13 protein-coding genes and 1 other annotated feature are annotated in these 17178 nt (G+C 52.7%); of the genes, 11 read left to right on the top strand and 2 right to left on the bottom strand.

Annotated elements, in window-relative coordinates:
• The first annotated feature begins 12 nt into the window (after positions 1 to 12).
• The 5 genes from pheT (at position 13) to ACULM0_RS05465 (ending at position 8129) form a co-directional block, all read left to right on the top strand.
• Entirely contained in the window at positions 13 to 2412 is a 2400-nt protein-coding gene (gene pheT, locus ACULM0_RS05485; RefSeq protein ID WP_463679423.1) for a phenylalanine--tRNA ligase subunit beta, read from the top strand.
• 111 nt (positions 2413 to 2523) lie between these two features.
• On the top strand, positions 2524 to 3075 hold the full coding sequence (zapA, locus tag ACULM0_RS05480) for a cell division protein ZapA (protein ID WP_463679422.1): 552 nt from the start codon (positions 2524 to 2526) through the stop codon (positions 3073 to 3075).
• Positions 3076 to 3113: 38 nt separating this feature from the next.
• Positions 3114 to 5330: a peptidase U32 family protein gene (locus ACULM0_RS05475; RefSeq protein ID WP_463679421.1), complete on the top strand. Its 2217-nt coding sequence runs from the start codon at positions 3114 to 3116 to the stop codon at positions 5328 to 5330.
• Between the two features lie 12 nt (positions 5331 to 5342).
• The gene (locus ACULM0_RS05470; RefSeq protein ID WP_463679420.1) at positions 5343 to 7709 is read left to right on the top strand and encodes an endonuclease MutS2; all 2367 of its coding nucleotides are present in this window, start codon (positions 5343 to 5345) and stop codon (positions 7707 to 7709) included.
• Between the two features lie 3 nt (positions 7710 to 7712).
• A complete protein-coding gene (locus ACULM0_RS05465; RefSeq protein WP_463679419.1) occupies positions 7713 to 8129 on the top strand; it encodes a 2-thiouracil desulfurase family protein in 417 nt (138 codons plus the stop codon).
• A gap of 43 nt (positions 8130 to 8172) precedes the next feature.
• Here ACULM0_RS05465 and ACULM0_RS05460 read toward each other — a convergent pair whose 3' ends face one another.
• Entirely contained in the window at positions 8173 to 8967 is a 795-nt protein-coding gene (locus ACULM0_RS05460; protein ID WP_463679418.1) for a rhomboid family intramembrane serine protease, read from the bottom strand.
• Positions 8968 to 9078: 111 nt separating this feature from the next.
• Positions 9079 to 9308: a binding site (T-box leader), on the top strand.
• A 57-nt stretch (positions 9309 to 9365) separates the two neighbouring features.
• Here ACULM0_RS05460 and argS point away from each other — a divergent pair.
• Complete coding sequence (gene argS, locus ACULM0_RS05455) at positions 9366 to 11063, top strand: arginine--tRNA ligase (RefSeq protein WP_463679856.1); 1698 nt, start codon at positions 9366 to 9368, stop codon at positions 11061 to 11063.
• Between the two features lie 38 nt (positions 11064 to 11101).
• Here the strand turns inward: argS and ACULM0_RS05450 are convergent, their stop codons facing one another.
• The gene (locus ACULM0_RS05450; protein WP_463679417.1) at positions 11102 to 11611 is read right to left on the bottom strand and encodes a hypothetical protein; all 510 of its coding nucleotides are present in this window, start codon (positions 11609 to 11611) and stop codon (positions 11102 to 11104) included.
• Positions 11612 to 11724: 113 nt separating this feature from the next.
• Here ACULM0_RS05450 and ACULM0_RS05445 point away from each other — a divergent pair, with 113 nt between their 5' ends.
• From ACULM0_RS05445 to ACULM0_RS05425, 5 genes are all read left to right on the top strand, one after another.
• Complete coding sequence (locus tag ACULM0_RS05445) at positions 11725 to 13434, top strand: B12-binding domain-containing radical SAM protein (RefSeq protein WP_463679416.1); 1710 nt, start codon at positions 11725 to 11727, stop codon at positions 13432 to 13434.
• A gap of 14 nt (positions 13435 to 13448) precedes the next feature.
• Entirely contained in the window at positions 13449 to 14201 is a 753-nt protein-coding gene (locus ACULM0_RS05440; protein WP_463679415.1) for a hypothetical protein, read from the top strand.
• Positions 14202 to 14216: 15 nt separating this feature from the next.
• Positions 14217 to 15035, top strand: a complete 819-nt coding sequence (locus ACULM0_RS05435; RefSeq protein WP_463679414.1) for an NAD(+)/NADH kinase — start codon at positions 14217 to 14219, stop codon at positions 15033 to 15035.
• Positions 15036 to 16160, top strand: a complete 1125-nt coding sequence (locus ACULM0_RS05430; RefSeq protein WP_463679413.1) for a tetratricopeptide repeat protein — start codon at positions 15036 to 15038, stop codon at positions 16158 to 16160.
• Between the two features lie 102 nt (positions 16161 to 16262).
• Entirely contained in the window at positions 16263 to 17168 is a 906-nt protein-coding gene (locus ACULM0_RS05425; protein WP_463679412.1) for a bifunctional enoyl-CoA hydratase/phosphate acetyltransferase, read from the top strand.
• Positions 17169 to 17178 lie beyond the last annotated feature (10 nt).

Below are 17178 nucleotides of genomic sequence, written 5' to 3'. Positions count from 1 at the left end.
AGGCCTAGACTTATGTTCGTACCTGTACACTGGTTAAGAGATTATGTGGAGATCGAGGGCCTTTCTTTGAAAGCACTCGAAGATGGGCTGATCCTATCGGGATCGAATACAGAGGCCGCACGACCCTTTTCCCGTCAAATCAAGGGGGTCGTCGTGGGTGAGATCCAATCGATAGAAGAACACCCGGACGCCGATAAACTGCTCGTGATGAAAGTCGACGCCGGTGGCGATGTGCCCAGCACGATTGTCACCGGGGCCAAAAATTTAAACGTTGGCGACAAAGCACCGCTGGCCGTCGTGGGTGCCACCCTGCCTGGGGGCATGGAGATCGGGGCCACTGATTTTCGTGGTGTAACCTCTGAAGGCATGCTGCTCTCCATGCAGGAGATGGGCTTCGATGAATCCCTGATCCCTGAGGAAGTGAAGGATGGGATCATGATTCTCGATGCAGATGCTGTGCCCGGCGAAGATGTGAACGACCGTCTCGGTCTCGAGGATGTTGTGATCGAATTCGAAATCACACCCAATCGGCCGGACTGCTTGAGCATGATCGGGATGGCAAGAGAGACACACGCGACCTTCGACCGGCCGCTACATTTACCCGAGGTGCACATCGAGCACCCCGTCCCACCACTGGAGAACGAGCGGGTAGAGCTGGAGATTGTGGCTGAAGATCTTTGCCCTCGCTATATGGCACGACTGGTCAAAGACGTTAGGATCGAGCCGTCACCCGTCTGGATGCAGATGCGTTTGATCAAAGCGGGTATGCGCCCCATCAACAATATCGTGGATATCACCAACTATGTGATGCTAGAATTCGGGCAGCCGATTCATGCCTTCGATTACGATAAAGTTGCCGATCGCAAAATTATTGTGCGACGGGCCGAGAAAGCAGAGATTCTCAAAACGCTCGATGGCAAGGACCGTACGCTAACGGACGAGATGCTGGTGATCGCAGATCCCCAGAAAGCCCTAGCCATCGCCGGTGTGATGGGTGGAGAAGAGTCTGAGATCACCGAGACCACCGAACGCCTGCTCATCGAGGTCGCTTGCTTTGAGAAAAGCCAGATTCGCCGCACCTCCAAAGCACTGGGTCTACGTTCAGAGGCCTCCAGCCGCTTCGAAAAAGGTGTGAGCAGCGAATGGACGCCGATCGTGGCGGACCGCGTTTGCCAACTCATCGAAGCCTTAGGAGCTGGACAGGTGATCGATTTCATTGCCGATGCCTATCCTGTCGTCCAGGAGAAACGGCGCATCGCCTTCAGACCGGAGCGTATCCGCTCGTTGATCGGAATCGATATCGATGAGGAGCAGATGCACACCTACCTAGAGCGACTGGCGATTGCAGTGGAAGAATCGGTGGATGGTCCCGTGGCCGTGGTCCCGCACCACCGCCTGGATCTTGTGAAAGAAATCGATCTTGTCGAGGAAGTGGCACGGCTTTATGGTTACGACAAGATTCCGCGAACGCTACCCAAGATGGATACATGGGGTGGAAAAACCAATGCCCAGGAAATCGAGGATCTGGCAAAAGATGCTTTGCTAGCAGCGGGACATTCTGAAATCGTGACCTACTCATTCGTATCCCCAGGACAGTCGGATGCCCTGCGCCTGGCGGAACACAGCCTCCTGAGAGACGGGATCCGACTGATCAATCCACTGGGTGAAGAGTATTCGATGATGCGTACAACGTTACTGGCCAACCTACTCGAGGTGATGAACCGTAATGATAACCGGAGCATCGAAGAGCTAGCGCTTTTCGAAATCGGCAATGTTTTCTTCAAGCGCAATGGCGCCCTTGAGGAAGAGCCGATTGAAAAACGCATGCTGTCCATGGGCCTATACGGTGGCGGCCGCGATTTCTTCACGCTTAAGGGGGCCGTTGAGACACTGTTCAAGGCCCTGGGCATCAAGGGTATCGTCTTTGAGCGCGAAAAAAACCATCCGACCTTCCACCCAGGACGATGCGCGACCATCCGCAGGGGCAACCACATTCTGGGGACCCTGGGCGAGCTGCACCCCCTCGTGGCCGACCACTACGACCTCAAAAATCGCACGCAAGTTGCCGAGCTTGATTTCAATCTGATGATGCAGATGACACGGCGCGAGGTAAAATACGAGCAACTTCCCGTCTTCCCGTCGATCACGCGTGACCTCGCACTGATCGTCGATGAAGCCGTGACCCATGGCGAGCTGGCCAGTGCGATTGAAGAGACGGGCTCGTCCCTGTTAGAGAGCGTGGCGCTCTTTGACGTTTACCGCGGTGAGCAAGTGGGAGCAGGAAAGAAGTCCATGGCCTACCGCCTGTCCTTCCGCTCATCGGAGAAGACACTCACAGATGATATGGTCGCGGCCGATCACGATAAAATCCTTGCGGTTCTAGCCGAGAAATTTGATGCGCAACTGAGGTAGTGTCGCCCGCACCTTCGTGACTTCAGTCATGTCTCCTTCAAATAAGAATTGTCACCTTTTCCTTTAGAATGGTATACTAAGAAAAAGAGCAATGGAAAAGGAGTGCGCGCCATGCCCATGATGAACAAGGTTACCGTCAGAATTTTCGGCAAGGATTACCCCCTGCGGAGCGAGGATAGTCGCGAGTACATCCAGCGACTGGCTTTGTACGTGGATGATAAGATGCGCGAAACCATGGACAAGAACGATAAGCTGTCGAACTCGATGATCGCGGTATTGACGGCGCTAAATATCGCCGATGAGTACCACAAGATGAAAAGCGATTACGAGGAGATGAAAAAAAGGTTCGATGACCCCGAGTATGAGCTCAAGGTGACGCGCGACGAGCTGCAGAAGGTCACCAGTGAGTTCGACCAGAGAAACAAAGCCTACGAGCGCATGATCTCGGAGTTCACCCATTTGATCGAAACATCGACGGCATACGAGAGTGACATCTCAAAACTCAAGCGAAAGATGGATTTCCTCAATGAGGAGTTAGAGAAAAAAGAACGGGAGCTCAGCGACTCCAATCATTTTGTCCAGAGACTCGAAGTAGAACTCGGCACCACACGCGAGGAACTCGAGGCCATCGTTGAAGAAGAAGAAGATGAATCGACTCAGTAAAGTGGTGTAATAGCCACTTTCTTTTTTGAGGTGAAAGTATGTTAAGCATAGAATTGCTCGCTCCGGCGGGCTCACCAGAATCACTTGAAGCGGCGATTGCCGCCGGAGCTGATGCCGTGTACCTGGGTGTCGAGCGATTCGGCGCCCGGCAGTTCGCGACGAATTTTGAGTCGGGAAACCTGCAAGGTGCCGTCCAGCGCGCCCACAATCACAACGTGGCGATTTATGTCACGATGAACACCCTCATCAAAGAGGAGGAGTTTGACGAGGCGCTAGCCATCGTCGATACCCTCTACCGTGCGGATGTGGATGCGCTGATCCTTCAGGATCTCGGCTTGGCCCGCGTGGTGGCCGAGCGGTACCCGGATTTTGAACGGCACGCGAGCACCCAGATGACCGCGCAGAGCCTCGAGGATGTGCTCTTCTTGGAAAAGATGGGTTTCAGCCGCGTGGTGGTCGCGCGGGAAATGAGCATCGAGGAGCTACGCGCCATACGTGACAAGACGACTGTACCCTTGGAGATTTTTGTGCACGGGGCCCTGTGCACAGCTTATTCCGGGGCCTGTCTCATGAGTGCGTACATCGGTGGTCGTAGTGGCAACCGCGGTGCTTGCGCGCAACCCTGTCGCTTGGCCTATACGGCGATTGATGGGGAGGGAATCAAGAGGGGACGGACTCATTATCTGAGCCAGAAGGATTTGAACGTGCTCGATCACCTCGGTGAACTCAAGTCGCTGGCACCGGTCTCCTTCAAGATCGAGGGGCGGATGAAATCACCGGCCTACGTGGCAGGCGTTGTGGAGACCTATCGGCGTGCCATCGATGGACAGGTGGTAGCCGGTGCGAAAGAAGCATTGGCGCGCCTCTTCAACCGTGGATTCACCACGGGTCATCTGTTCAAGGACCATGAGATGGGCGCTCACGATTTGCCCGGTCACAGGGGAGTTCCCATCGGTCGGGTGGAAGATGAGCGAGAGGGGTACCTTTACGTTAGGCTGTCTGGGGATCTCGCCGCGCAAGATGATATCCAGGTATCCACGACCGGTGGAAGGCGCGTGGGTGGTCGTGTGGAACGCCTCTTTATGAGCGGGGAACCTGTGGAAGAGGGTGCCTCTGGCGATTTGGTTAAATTTCCCTTTAAGCACGCGGTTCCTAGAGGGGCGGACGTTTTCAAGACCTTCGATGTGCGATTGAACGATCGGTTAGCCCTTCGTGTGCACGAGGGGAGACGATCGATACCAGTATCCGGACAGTTCATCCTAGAGGACCAGGGGCCGCCGGTCCTCACCCTAACGGATGGCAAAGGGACCGTTACCGTGGTTGCAGATCAGGAGGCACAACCGGCCCGCAAAGCTCCGCTAACGGAGGAGAAGGTGCGGGAGCAGTTGATAAAGATGGGCGACACACCCTATGCACTTTTACAACTGGAGATCCGCTTGGTACCCGATCGTTTTCTACCGGTGTCCGAGCTCAATGCACTGCGTCGAAAAGCAGTGGAGGCTCTTGCGGCCCTACGGATGCAATGGCACCCGGAGCGAGCTGAACGACAAGGCCTCGAGCCCCTCGAGACAGTAAAGCCCACACGTATCCAAGCATCACCGCGTGCGGTGGTGCAGGTGCGGACGGCCGAACAGCTGGATGTGGTGCGACGTTTTGATGTGCATGCGATCTACACGGAGCTCGATGGTCCCATCGCTGAAGACGGTCGGATTTTTCGGATCGGGCGTTTTACGGGAAGGGCAGATCAACGCGCACTAGTTGCCCGCACCCTGGGCGATCTCGAGCACGCTAGTGTCGCTGACTTCACATTGAATGTTTTTAACCGGCAGACGGTAACCTTCCTGTCGGACCGGGGCATGGATGTGGTGACAGCATCTCCCGAACTAAGCCTTGATGAGATTAGAAACTTACATGTTCCGGGCGTCGAGATAGAGCTCATCGTCTACGGCAGGCTCCCCCTGATGACCATTCGAGACCGCGGGGCGATGCGGCAAGAAGGTGTGGTGGCCCTAGAGGACGAACGCGGAGACCGGTATCCCTACGTGGATCTTGATGAAGAGCACCACCAGGTGTTTGCTCCCGAGCCCATCCACCTGGAACCAAAGGATTTCACGGGGACTTGTCATCGGTACAGGATTATCCTGACCGATGAGTCGGCAGAAAGAACGGAAGCTGTACTGTCAGCCTATTTACGCGAATGCGCGTATCCTGAAACGCCTGAGTCGCGTGGTGCTTTCTACAGCGGAGTGCGATAGGAGGAATGAGAAGTGAACGCCAGAAGCTTTAGGGTGCTCGAGATCGACAAGGTGTACGGTCGGCTGCGGGGATACGTTTCCTCCAGCCTCGGCAACGAGATGATCGACGAGCTAGAACCCATGACGTCACCCTATGCGATCAAAGAAGCGCACGCCGATCTAGATGAGATGGTACAACTCCTGCTGGAGAAAGCGGGGATTCCCTTCGGGCCCGTGCATCCCATGGGGACCACGGTGAAAAAGGCAAGCATCGGTAGCACGTTAACACCACGGGAGATTCTCCAGGTCGGCGACACCTTGCGCACCACCCGTGTTCTCAGGAGATTCTTCACAGAGTCGGACACCCAGCGAGAGAAATTCGGTCGCCTTTTCGGCTTTGCCGAGGGACTGGTGATCCAGTCGGAACTCGAGAAAGACATCGAGGCTGCAATCTTGTCAGATCAGGAGATCAGTGACAACGCTTCCCCTGAGTTACGCACGATCCGGCGGCGTATCGACTCGAAGAATCAATCGATTCGGGATCGCCTCGATAGCATGATCAGCTCGCAGCGCTACGCTTCGATCCTTCAAGAGCGGTTGATCACCATACGTGACGGGCGGTTTTGTATCCCCGTGAAAAACGAGTATAAGAAGCAAATCAAGGGCATGATCCATGACCAATCGGCCAGTGGCAACACGGTATACGTAGAACCGATGGCCGTGGTCAATCTGAACAACGAGTTAAGGGAACTTCATATCGATGAAAGCAAGGAGATTGAGCGGATCTTATCTGTATTCACCGATCGGATCGCCACTTTTGGGACGGCTCTCCTTCAAAATGAAAATCTTCTAAAGGCCCTAGACTTCCTACTGGCCAAGGCGAAGCTGGCGCTAGATATGGGGGCCGTGCGACCGGAGATCAACCAGAGGGGTTACCTGCGGATTGTCAACGGTAGACACCCCAGCATACCCGTTGAGGAAGTCGTCCCTACAAACGTGTGGCTCGGCGACCACTTCAAGACCCTGTTGATCACGGGGCCAAACACCGGTGGGAAGACGGTCACGCTCAAGACCGTCGGCCTCTTGACGCTGATGATGCAGTCTGGCTTATTCGTTCCTGCGGATCACGGGACGGAGCTGGCAATTTTCGAAAAGGTATTTGCCGATATCGGCGATGAGCAGTCCATCGAACAATCCCTCTCCACTTTCTCTTCACACATGACAAATATCGTGGAGATCTTGGAGCGTGTAGACGATCGTTCGCTGGTCCTTTTCGATGAACTGGGTGCGGGCACCGATCCCACGGAAGGTGCTGCGCTGGCTATGGCCATCCTCAAGCGCCTTTACAAGGATGGGATCCGGACGATCGCGACGACGCACTATACTGAACTGAAGCAATTTGCCGTGATCACCGAGGGGATTGAGAACGCGAGCGTCGAGTTTGATGTCGCCACGCTTAGTCCTACCTACAAGCTCCTGATCGGCGTACCGGGAAAATCCAACGCCTTCGAGATCAGCAAGCGATTGGGTCTATCGGACGATCTGATCGATGAAGCGCGACATCTGGTCCACCACGATGACATCGCTTTTGAAGAGATCATCGAGGGTATCGAGCGAAACCGAAAGGAAGCGGAAGAGGACAGGAACGATGCGCTGAGGTTGCGTCTCGATGTTGAACGCTTGAAAAAGTCGCTGGAACAGGAGAGAGAATCCTTGTCGTCACAGCGGGATCAGGTGGTGAAGAAGGCAAAGGACGAGGCGCGTAGCATCTTAAAGCGCGCCAAGGACAGTGCCGATGAGGTCATGAAGACCCTGAGGGAAATGGAATCGACGGCCAAAGTCGACCAGCATCAACTCGATCAGGCGAAAAGCCGTTTGAGAGAAGAGCTCGGTGAAGTCACGGAAACAGTTTTCGATCGTGAGGTCGTGAACGAAGCGCCGCCTGAGCGCGTCGCGGTGGGCGACCGCGTGAAGGTGCTTCATCTCGGGCAGGAGGGCGAAGTCCTCCGTGCGGATGAGCACGCCGATGAGGTACAGGTGCAAATGGGCGTCATGAAAATGATGGTCCCCCTCAACAAGATCGAGGTCATCGGCAAGAAGACGAAGCCCGCCCAACCGCAGGCCAGCCGGAGGTTCAGCGGTGTTGGGCGTTCGGCGAGTACAGAGATAGATCTGCGCGGAGATGATCTGGAAGAGGCCAGGATGCGATTGGATAAATTTATCGATGAGGCATCGCTCTCGAACCTCAAGGAGCTTCGCATCATCCACGGAAAGGGAACGGGTGCCCTCCGAAAAGGTGTTCAAGAGTATGTGAAACGTCACGGGCAGATTGCTGAGTTCAGAGATGGGAAGTACAACGAGGGTGGCACCGGTGTGACGGTGGTCACGCTGAAGGAGTAAGCCATGTGGTTGGTGAGCGCCTGTCTCGTCGGCATTCCCTGTCGTTATGATGGCAAGCGAAAAACCGATGCTTCTGTACAGGTTTTCTTGGCAGAAAAACCCTTCGTGGCCCTTTGTCCAGAGGTCTTGGGCGGGCTCGATACACCGAGGCAACCCGCTGAAATCTCAGGAGACCGTGTGAGGAATACCGTAGGTGAAGACGTTACAGCTGCATTCGATCTTGGAGCTGTTCGATCACTGCGCATTGCTAAGCGCGTTGGGGCCCATAGTGCGCTTTTAAAAGAAGGCAGCCCCTCCTGTGGCGTGCACCGGAGGTACGATGGTACTTTCAGCGGCCAGAGTGTGTTGGGTCCTGGCAAAACAGCCGCCCTACTCATGAAGGCGGGTCTCCGTGTGATTTCGGAAGAAGATCTCAAGTAAAAAAAGGATGGTCCCCCAGTTGGAGGGACCATCCTTTTTGCGATCAGTTGGATTCGAAATACTGTAAGATCTCGAGTAGATCCGGGTCATCGGGCTTGAGCTCTCTTGCCTTTTCAAAGGACTCTTGTGCTGCCCGGAGATCATTCTGCCGGATGGCATCGATACCGGACTCGAAATAGTAGGAAAAACTGTCGATGTAAAGCTGTGTGCCGAAGAAAAGAGCGGCGGCGAAAAAGAGGGGCAAGACCACGCGCAGAAAGGGTCGGATCTTCACGTTCCTACGTTCGAATTGGATTCCCGTCGCCCAGGCGCAGGCGTAGCCACCGAAGAGTCCGGCGAGGTGAGCGTAGTTGTCGATCTGGGGCATCATGAAACCGAAGGCCACGTTGATGCCGAGGAGTACGATCATCTGGTTGCCGTAGATGCGGCGGTAGGCATCCTTATTGAGATGGTAGAGGTAGAGGTTGGCACCGAGCAGGCCAAAGATCGCGCCGCTCGCTCCGATGGCGATGCTGGGGTTAAAAAGGTAACTCCCGAGGCTTCCGAAAAGACCGGCTGACATGTAGATAATCAGGAAGCGCCCCTTGCCGTAGATGCGCTCGATATCTTGTCCGAGGACATAGAGGGCAAGGTTGTTAAATAGCAAATGGTAGATGTTGGCGTGTAGAAACATGCTGGTCAACAGCCGGTAGTATTCCCCGTCGGCGATGCGCAGGTTGAACTTTGCACCGAGTAAGATGAGATTCTCCAAGGTGGGACCACCGAGGAGGACCGTGACCACATAGAGCGTGATATTGATGCCGATGAGTATCTTAACGAGTGATATTTGTTTTCTCATGATCTTCGATTCCCCTTTATCCTTTTATTATAAACCATCTTCGGGGGAAACCCAACGCTTTCCTCAGCGCTTGTCAAGGTCACCGGAATATGGTAAACTTGACGCATCGAAAAAGTGTCGATGAAGGGGAGAGTAGCTAGCAAAGGATCTCGTTTAGCGACCTGGGGATTGGTGGGAGCCCAGGGGATTTTGCTTCGCGAAACGCACCCCGGAGACGTGTGGCCGAAAGAAGATGACAGTAGGCCCACGGGTAGTCCACCCTTACGGGACATCAAGCGGGCGGTCAGGTTTGATCGCCAAGAAGAGTGGTACCGCGAAACCCAACGGTTTTCGTCTCTTATCCCGAGGGGGGTAGGGGATTTTTTGACTTTTTGAGAGACACGAGGAGGTAAATCATGATTCAATTTAAGGAAGAAATTGCAAAGGGACTAGCACCCCATATTGAAACGATGACAGCCGCGGAAATTGAAGTGGCCATCGAGTATCCCAAGTATGCCCATCTGGGTGATTTTGCATTTCCCTGTTTCCGCCTGGCCAAAGTCTTCAGGAAAAGTCCCCAGTTGATCGCAGAGTCCCTGGCTGATCATTTCAAGGACCATGCACTTTTCTCCACTGTGGAGGCTGCGGGCGGGTACCTGAACTTTAAAATTGACCCTGGTACTTTTGCAAAATCCGTACTGGAGACGGTGAATGAGGCGGGGGAAGCTTACGGGCAATCGGATCTTGGAAAAGGACAAACGGTGATCGTTGAGTTTTCCTCAACCAATATTGCGAAACCTTTCCACATGGGTCATATTCGGAGCACGATGATCGGAAATTCTCTCTACAGAATCCATCAGGCTCTGGGGTACGATACAGTGGCCATCAATCATCTGGGCGATTACGGGACGCAGTTCGGGAAATTAATTGTAGCTTTCAAGCTCTGGGGAGATCGGGAGACCATCGAGAAGAATCCGATTCCCGAACTACTGAAACTCTATGTGCGGTTCCACGAAGAGGCCGAGAAGAACCCGGAGATGGACAACGAGGCGCGCGCATGGTTTTTCAAACTCGAGCAGGGTGACCAGGAAGCCTACGAGCTGTGGAAGTGGATCAAAGACGTGAGCCTGATGGAGTTCAATCGTGTGTACAAGATGCTGGGTGTACACTTCGACTCCTTTGCAGGCGAGTCATTCTATTCCGATAAAATGCCAGAAGTGCTCACCGAACTGCGAGAGAAGAATATCTTGAAGAAATCCGATGGTGCGGAGATCGTTGATCTCGAGCCCTACGGGATGCCACCGGCTCTCGTGACGAAATCCGATGGGTCCACACTGTATATCACACGTGATATTGCCGCGGCTATCTACCGAAAAAAGCACTACGATTTTGATAAGAACATCTACGTTGTGGGTAGCCAGCAACGACTCCACTTCCAACAGTGGTTTAAAATTGTTGAGTTGATGGGGTACGAGTGGTATAACGATTGTACTCACGTAGACTTCGGCATGGTAGCGCTCGAAGAAGGATCGCTTTCAACGCGGCGCGGACGCGTGGTCTTCCTTGAGGATGTGCTAAACAAGGCCGTCGAAAAGACGAAAGAGATCATCGAGGAAAAGAATCCGAACCTCGAGAACAAAGAAGAAGTAGCCAAGCAGGTGGGTATCGGCGCTGTGGTCTTCCAGGAACTGTCGAATAACCGCATCAAGGATTACACCTTCAGCTGGGATAGCACCCTTACTTTTGAAGGGGATTCGGGTCCTTATGTGCAGTACACCTACGCAAGAAGCCAGAGCGTTTTGAAAAAAGCCGGAGGCTATGATCTCACAGGAGCTGATTACCAGTTACTTGACGATGAAGCTTCGTTAGAGGTCGTTCGATTGATTGCCAAGTATCCCGAGGTGATCGTGGATGCTTCGCGGAAGTATGAGCCTTCACTGGTCACGCGTCATATTTCGGATCTTGCCAAAGCTTTCAACAAGTTTTACCATGACAACGCGATCCTAGTGGAGGATGCTGAGCTGAGAAAAGCGCGCTTGGCTCTAGTCAAAGCGGCAGGTCAGACAATCAAAAACGGTCTGTACCTCATCAGCCTCGGAGCACCAGAAGAAATGTAATAGGAAATCCCCCCTCGATGAGGGGGGATTTTTTTTCATTAGCGATCGAAGTCGAACTGCTCCCTGAGGACGTCGGGATCCTTCTTCTTGTACACGCGATTGGATTTTTCCATGATCGTCAGAATGGTTTCAAGCACAGCGTTCACGCGACCATCCAGTTGATCGAGGTCCTGTTTATCGATGTTGTAATAGAGGAACAGGTCCTCAAAGAGGCGAACGAGGGTTGATATATGATCGTCGATGGTGATGAACCGTTCGAAGTTCTTTGAATGCATCGCGTTGCGGAACTGATCGATATCAATGCGGATGACATCGACGATATCTTCCTCGTTATCGTAATCTCCAAGTGGCATCGTGTAGGGTTTGATCCGCTCCATGTAGAAGGTATTATCCTCTTTGAGGTGGTACATATAGGAGATGGGGTGACCTTCGAGGTTGAACTTGACGTAGTACATGATGCCCTGGATGTCGAGCATGTTCGCACCCATTGCTTTCAACTCATCTTTGCAAATCTCGTGTCGAATCAATCGTGAAGACATGATGGCCATCGTTTGGCGCCTCCCTTCTTATGCCCCTATTGTACCATAAGAAAGCGGGGGGAAACCGCTGAACATCTATGTTATAATAGGTGAGAAGCTTTTTTGGAGGAAGGAGGGGCAACGTGCACGTTTACCTCGTCACACTCAATAGCCGGTTCACCCACACGAGTCTGGCCATCCACCAGCTGGCCGCTGCCCTGCGTCATGCGAAGGTGCGTGTTTCAGTAGGAGAATGGTCGATCAATGGTGACGTCTATGCTATTTTGAGAACACTTTACGAATCTAACGCTGATCTGGTGGCCTTTTCCACTTATATCTGGAATCGCGAGGAAACGCTTTTGCTCGCTGAAGAATTGAAGCGGTTGCGGCCTGATGGTGGCATTCTGCTCGGTGGACCGGAGGTCAGTTTTGGCGCCAGGGCCTTGCTTGAAACGAAGTCTTTCGTCGACTGCATTATCGCTGGAGAGGGGGAAAAGGCCCTCGTTGAACTGGCCTGTGGCAAGCCTTACGCCACGATCCCCGGTTTGGTCTATCGAGACGGTGATCACATCAAAGACCAGGGACAGGCGCCTCCTCTCCCTCCCAAAGATTTTGAGACTATGCCTTATGGTGATCTGAAACAGTATAAGAACAGGATCCTGTATTATGAGACCAGCCGCGGGTGTCCTTATCATTGTAGCTACTGCCTCTCATCTACGACAAGGGGGGTTCGTTTCTCGTCGTTAGAGCGCGTGAAGGAGGACTTCTTGACCTTTGTTAAGGCCGGGGTCAAGCAGGTCAAATGTGTGGATCGCACCTTCAATGTGCGTGCAGAACGAGCCAAGGAAATCATGGCATATCTGGTATCGATCGATCGGGGGAAGACGAATTTTCATTTTGAGATGACCGCCCATTTGCTCGACCAAGAGATGCTCGAGATCCTAGCCTCCGCTCGTCAGGGACTCTTTCAGTTTGAAATCGGTATCCAGAGCACGCATGGGCCCACCCTCGAGGCGGTCAACCGCCCGATGCCTTTCGAACAGATGAAGCCTGCGATCGAAGCGCTGATCGATCTGGATAGACACCATGTGCATCTCGATCTGATCGCAGGGTTACCTGAAGAAACCTTCGATCGATTCCTATGCTCCATCGACGATGTGATGTCCCTCGAACCCCATATGATGCAGCTTGGATTCTTGAAATTGATACGGGGTACTGCTCTTCGCGAGGATGCGGACCGCTATGGGTATATTGCGGCTTTGCAACCGCCATACCAGGTGCTTCAAAGCAAATGGCTAACTTATGAGGAGATGGGAGTTCTTTCGGATATCGAACATGTGATCGATGGTTTTTACAACACCGGGCTCTTCCGACAGACCCTTCTAAGGTTGACCCGATCGTTGTACGGAAACAGCTGGTCTCGGTTTCTACTGGATTATCGCGGGTATCTACAAGATGTCGGTGCGCTTTCCCGATCACTGGGCCAAGCGGAAAAGAGCCGTTTGCTTTGGGATTTCATCCACCGCGTGGGTGGTACAAAGAAGGCATCCCTCCAGGAGACCTTGATCTATGATGCGCAGGCTTCTGGTTACCGCGGTATCCAGCAGCTCTTCGAGCGAGAAGAGCCCGCAGATTACCAGAACCGTTGCTATCAGTTTCTGAATGATCCTGTCCATCGGCAGAGATACTTGCCCCACCTGTCCGGTGTGAGTGATAAGAAGGCGATGAAGCAAGTGGTTTTCGTTCATTTCGAACAGCCACCCTTACCGGGGGAAACGGCTGTCGATTATCTGGTGGACAGGAGTCGAGCCGATTATCTGGGTAGACACCCCATGCATCCCATTGTTCTGTGAGGAGTTGAAAATATATGTCCTACCTCAGCGATCTGCTGATTGTCAATAGAAAAGTTATTCCGAAGGCGCTCACCGCCTTCCGCAAGAATCTGACGATTCTCCTCGTTGGCATGCCCTATCTTTTGGTCGCTTTGATCGTCGGGCGTGTGGCGCTCTCCCTGTCTTTCCTCGGGGGAATCCTACTCTACTTGATGCAGGCTGCGATAATTTCGAATTACCTGCATCTCATCGACCGCATCCTCATGCGGGGGAGCTTTGACTTCGACGATTTCAAGGCCGGGTTTACCGTCTACCTCAGGAAGGTCTACATCATGGCTTTCATGGTCTTTGTTTTCAATTTTGGATTGAATATTCTGGCTAGACCCCTTACTTTCATCCACCCCTTGTTCGGTTACCTCATCCCCTTAGCAAACCTGCTATTGATCCTCTTTTTAAACCCACTTCCGGAAGTCATCTATCAGAAGTATTATTCGGAATGGGATAGCGTGGTCTTTAGTTTCCAATTTATCAAAACCGATTGGTTCAATTGGTTGATCCCGAACGTCCTCTTCGGGGCGGTCATTTTTGCAGTTTACCGCTTGATTGCCCTGTGGGTCTTGCCGATCGTCTGGCAGATTCCCGTGGGTGGTTATTACCTTTATCTACTGGTTCAATCATTGATCTTACAGGGCTTCGTAGCTGTGCTGATGATCTACAGAGCTTTTTTGTTCCGGGAACTAGCGACTTCCTCACGTAGGAAAAGAGAGTTCTCCAGGTATTTTTCTTAGAAAGGAGGCGATCTGATGAAACGAGTTTTACTCCACCACAACAACAAGAAGTACAGTTTGAAAGTGAAAGACCGTCTCCTGACATTGTTCAAAGAACGCGGGATACAATTGACCCGAAAGAATCCCGACCTGATCGTGGTAATCGGTGGAGATGGCACGATGCTCAGTGCCATCCGACGGTATCGCTCCATGGGATTACCCTTTATTGGCGTCGATACGGGTTCCCTGGGATTTCTACCGAGCATCATGACGGATCATCTGGAAGAACTCATGGACATTCTGGAGAACGGTAACTACCGCGTGGTCTCTTATCCACTGCTCAAGGTGAAATCAAAGACGGTCCGCGGAAAAGTAATCGAGGACTTTGCCTTCAATGAAATCGTGATCAAGCATCTCGAGCCCAAGCTGATGGAAGTGAAGATGTTCATCAACGATAAGGCGTTCAATTACTTCACAGGAGATGGTTTTATCGTCTCGACACCGATTGGGGCCACAGGTTACGCGATCTGGGCCGGTGGTGCCGTGATGCATTCGGATCTCGATGTGTTTCAAATCACACCGATTCATCCCAACGACAACAGCATCAATCGTCCCCTGGAATCAAGCCTCATCGTTCCACAGGATACAACCTTGGATTTCAAGATAGTGAAAGCCAATATTCGCGAGGTCATCGTGGCTTGTGATGGAAGTAAAATGAGCAATGATTTTATTCGTGAAGTGCACATCTGCTCTTGCGAGGAAAAGATCAAAGTGCTGCGCTCCGATCACTACGATTATTTCGATCTTTACAAGCGAAAGATTATCGATAAGAATGTCAGGAGGTATCTGAGATAGATGGATTTTTTACTAAAAGCACTCTCATCGTACTTCAAACCATACGCGGAGCGCCTTGCCTTCGTACAGGTGCGTGAGGATCGGGAGGTGCGGATAAAAGATGGCGTGGTTCCTCCGGAACTCCCCTTACCCGTATCGGTGAAAACCGTATCCGAGGCGGTCATGGGTGAAGACATCGATGCTTTTGGCGGTGATGAGCTCTTTTCCAACATGCTGAGGGTTCTGGCCATGGACCCGGGGATCGAAGCGGCTGCAGGCTATCGCGCGTTGTTGGTGCGATTGGATGAGGAGGAACGACAGGCGCTCTTGATCGCCGGTCTTGAAGAGGCCACTGCCGGTCGTTACAGTGATGCGCTGCTCTTCCTCTTAGGTTACCGATCGGTCTACGGTCCTTCCCTCGATGTGGATTATAACATCGGTCGTTTGTTGGTCGATCTGTCGGCGGAAGGGGAGAAAGTCTTTTTTGAGAAGCTCGCCCTGCAGACCTTCGAGTATCTATCGACGCTCTATCCGGAGTTCGGTGGTATCGATTTTCACCTGGGATTTCTCTACTACAATCAAAAATCCTTCGGACGGGCGAAGAAAACGTGGCGTGCTGCGCTGGCCAGTGAAGATCTGAACGAATCCATGCGCGACGAGATTCTCGATCATCTGCCGAAGTTAGAGCATCAGGTAGATTTTGAAGAAGGGACCTCGCTCGTACTCGCGGGAAGGGCGCAAGAAGGACTCGAGTTGCTATTGCCTCTTGCCGACCGACATGATGATTGGTGGCAGCTCTACTTTTTCATCGGGGTGGCCTATCGTCAGCTCGAGCGCTTTGACGACGCGATCAAGGTGTTGAAAAAAGTGCTCGACCTGAACACAGGCCATCTTGAAACCTTGAATGAGCTGGGGCTTTGCTTCATGGCCACTGGGGACTTTACACAGGCCAAGCGTCTGTACAAAGAGGCCGTTGGGCTCAACCCCACCGATCACGAGTTGCTTTGCAACCTGGGAATCGCCACCTACTACGAGAAGGATCCCTGGACCGCCCAATCTCTATTTGAAAAAAGTTTGGAACTCCAAGATGATCCGATCACACGCGCCTGGCTGCAACAGGTGAAACAAGAGAACATCGCCCATTAGGGCGGTGTTTTTTGTTGCACCCCCCTGTGAAATCATGTACAATGAGGGTGAGTTACGAAAAATGTTGAAGGTATACTAAAATATTTTAACAGGAGGGATCGCGTGATTAAGGATCTGAAGCAATTGATCGAAGCCGCGCAAACCGGGGATCAGATGGTCCTCGCTGTGGCAGCTGCGGAAGATGCCCATGTACTTGAAGCGGTAGAGGAAGCCCGCGATTTAGGCATCATCGAGGCCAAGCTCGTGGGTGATATCGATGCTATTTCACTCGTGGCAGAGCAGCTGGACATTGACCTTTCGGCATACGATGTATACGAGGCGGAATCGCTCGATGAATCAGCTGAAAAGGCCGTGAAACTCGTCCGAGAGGGGAAAGCAGACTTCCTCATGAAAGGGCTGATCGACACCTCAATCCTCATGAAGGCAGTCCTCGATAAGGAAAAGGGTCTTCGAACATCTTCTCTGCTATCGCATGTCATGATCTACGAAGTACCAACCTACCATAAATTATTGTTGTTGTCCGATGGGGGCATGAACATCGCACCAACGTTCGAACAAAAGAAACAGATTGTGGAGAATGGTGTGATCGTCGGAACTGCACTGGGCATAGACCCCGTGAAGGTGGCTTGCCTGGCTGCCAAGGAAAAGGTCTCGGACAAGATGCAGGCGACGGTAGACGCGGCCCAATTGGCATCGTTCTTTCAAGGGGCGGAGGACAGGATCGTCGAGGGACCTCTGGCCTTCGATCTGGCCGTATCGAAAGAGGCGGCGGAGACGAAGAATTTCAAGAGCCAAATCGCCGGCGATGTGGATTTCTTATTGGTTCCGACCATTGAAATGGGCAACGGCATCGGAAAATCGATGACCTATATGGCTGGCGCAGAGTCAGCTGGAATCGTTATGGGTGCTAAGGCACCGATCGTCTTGGTATCGCGTGCGGATAGTGCTAGTGCTAAGCTTTACTCGATTGCTTTGGGACGCATGATCGCGGCCCACAAGGAAGGTTAGGAGTGGAATC

It is taken from the genome of Halotolerantifilum yawarlongkerapense (genome assembly GCF_054506745.1).
This window is presented reverse-complemented; position numbering and strand designations above follow the sequence as displayed.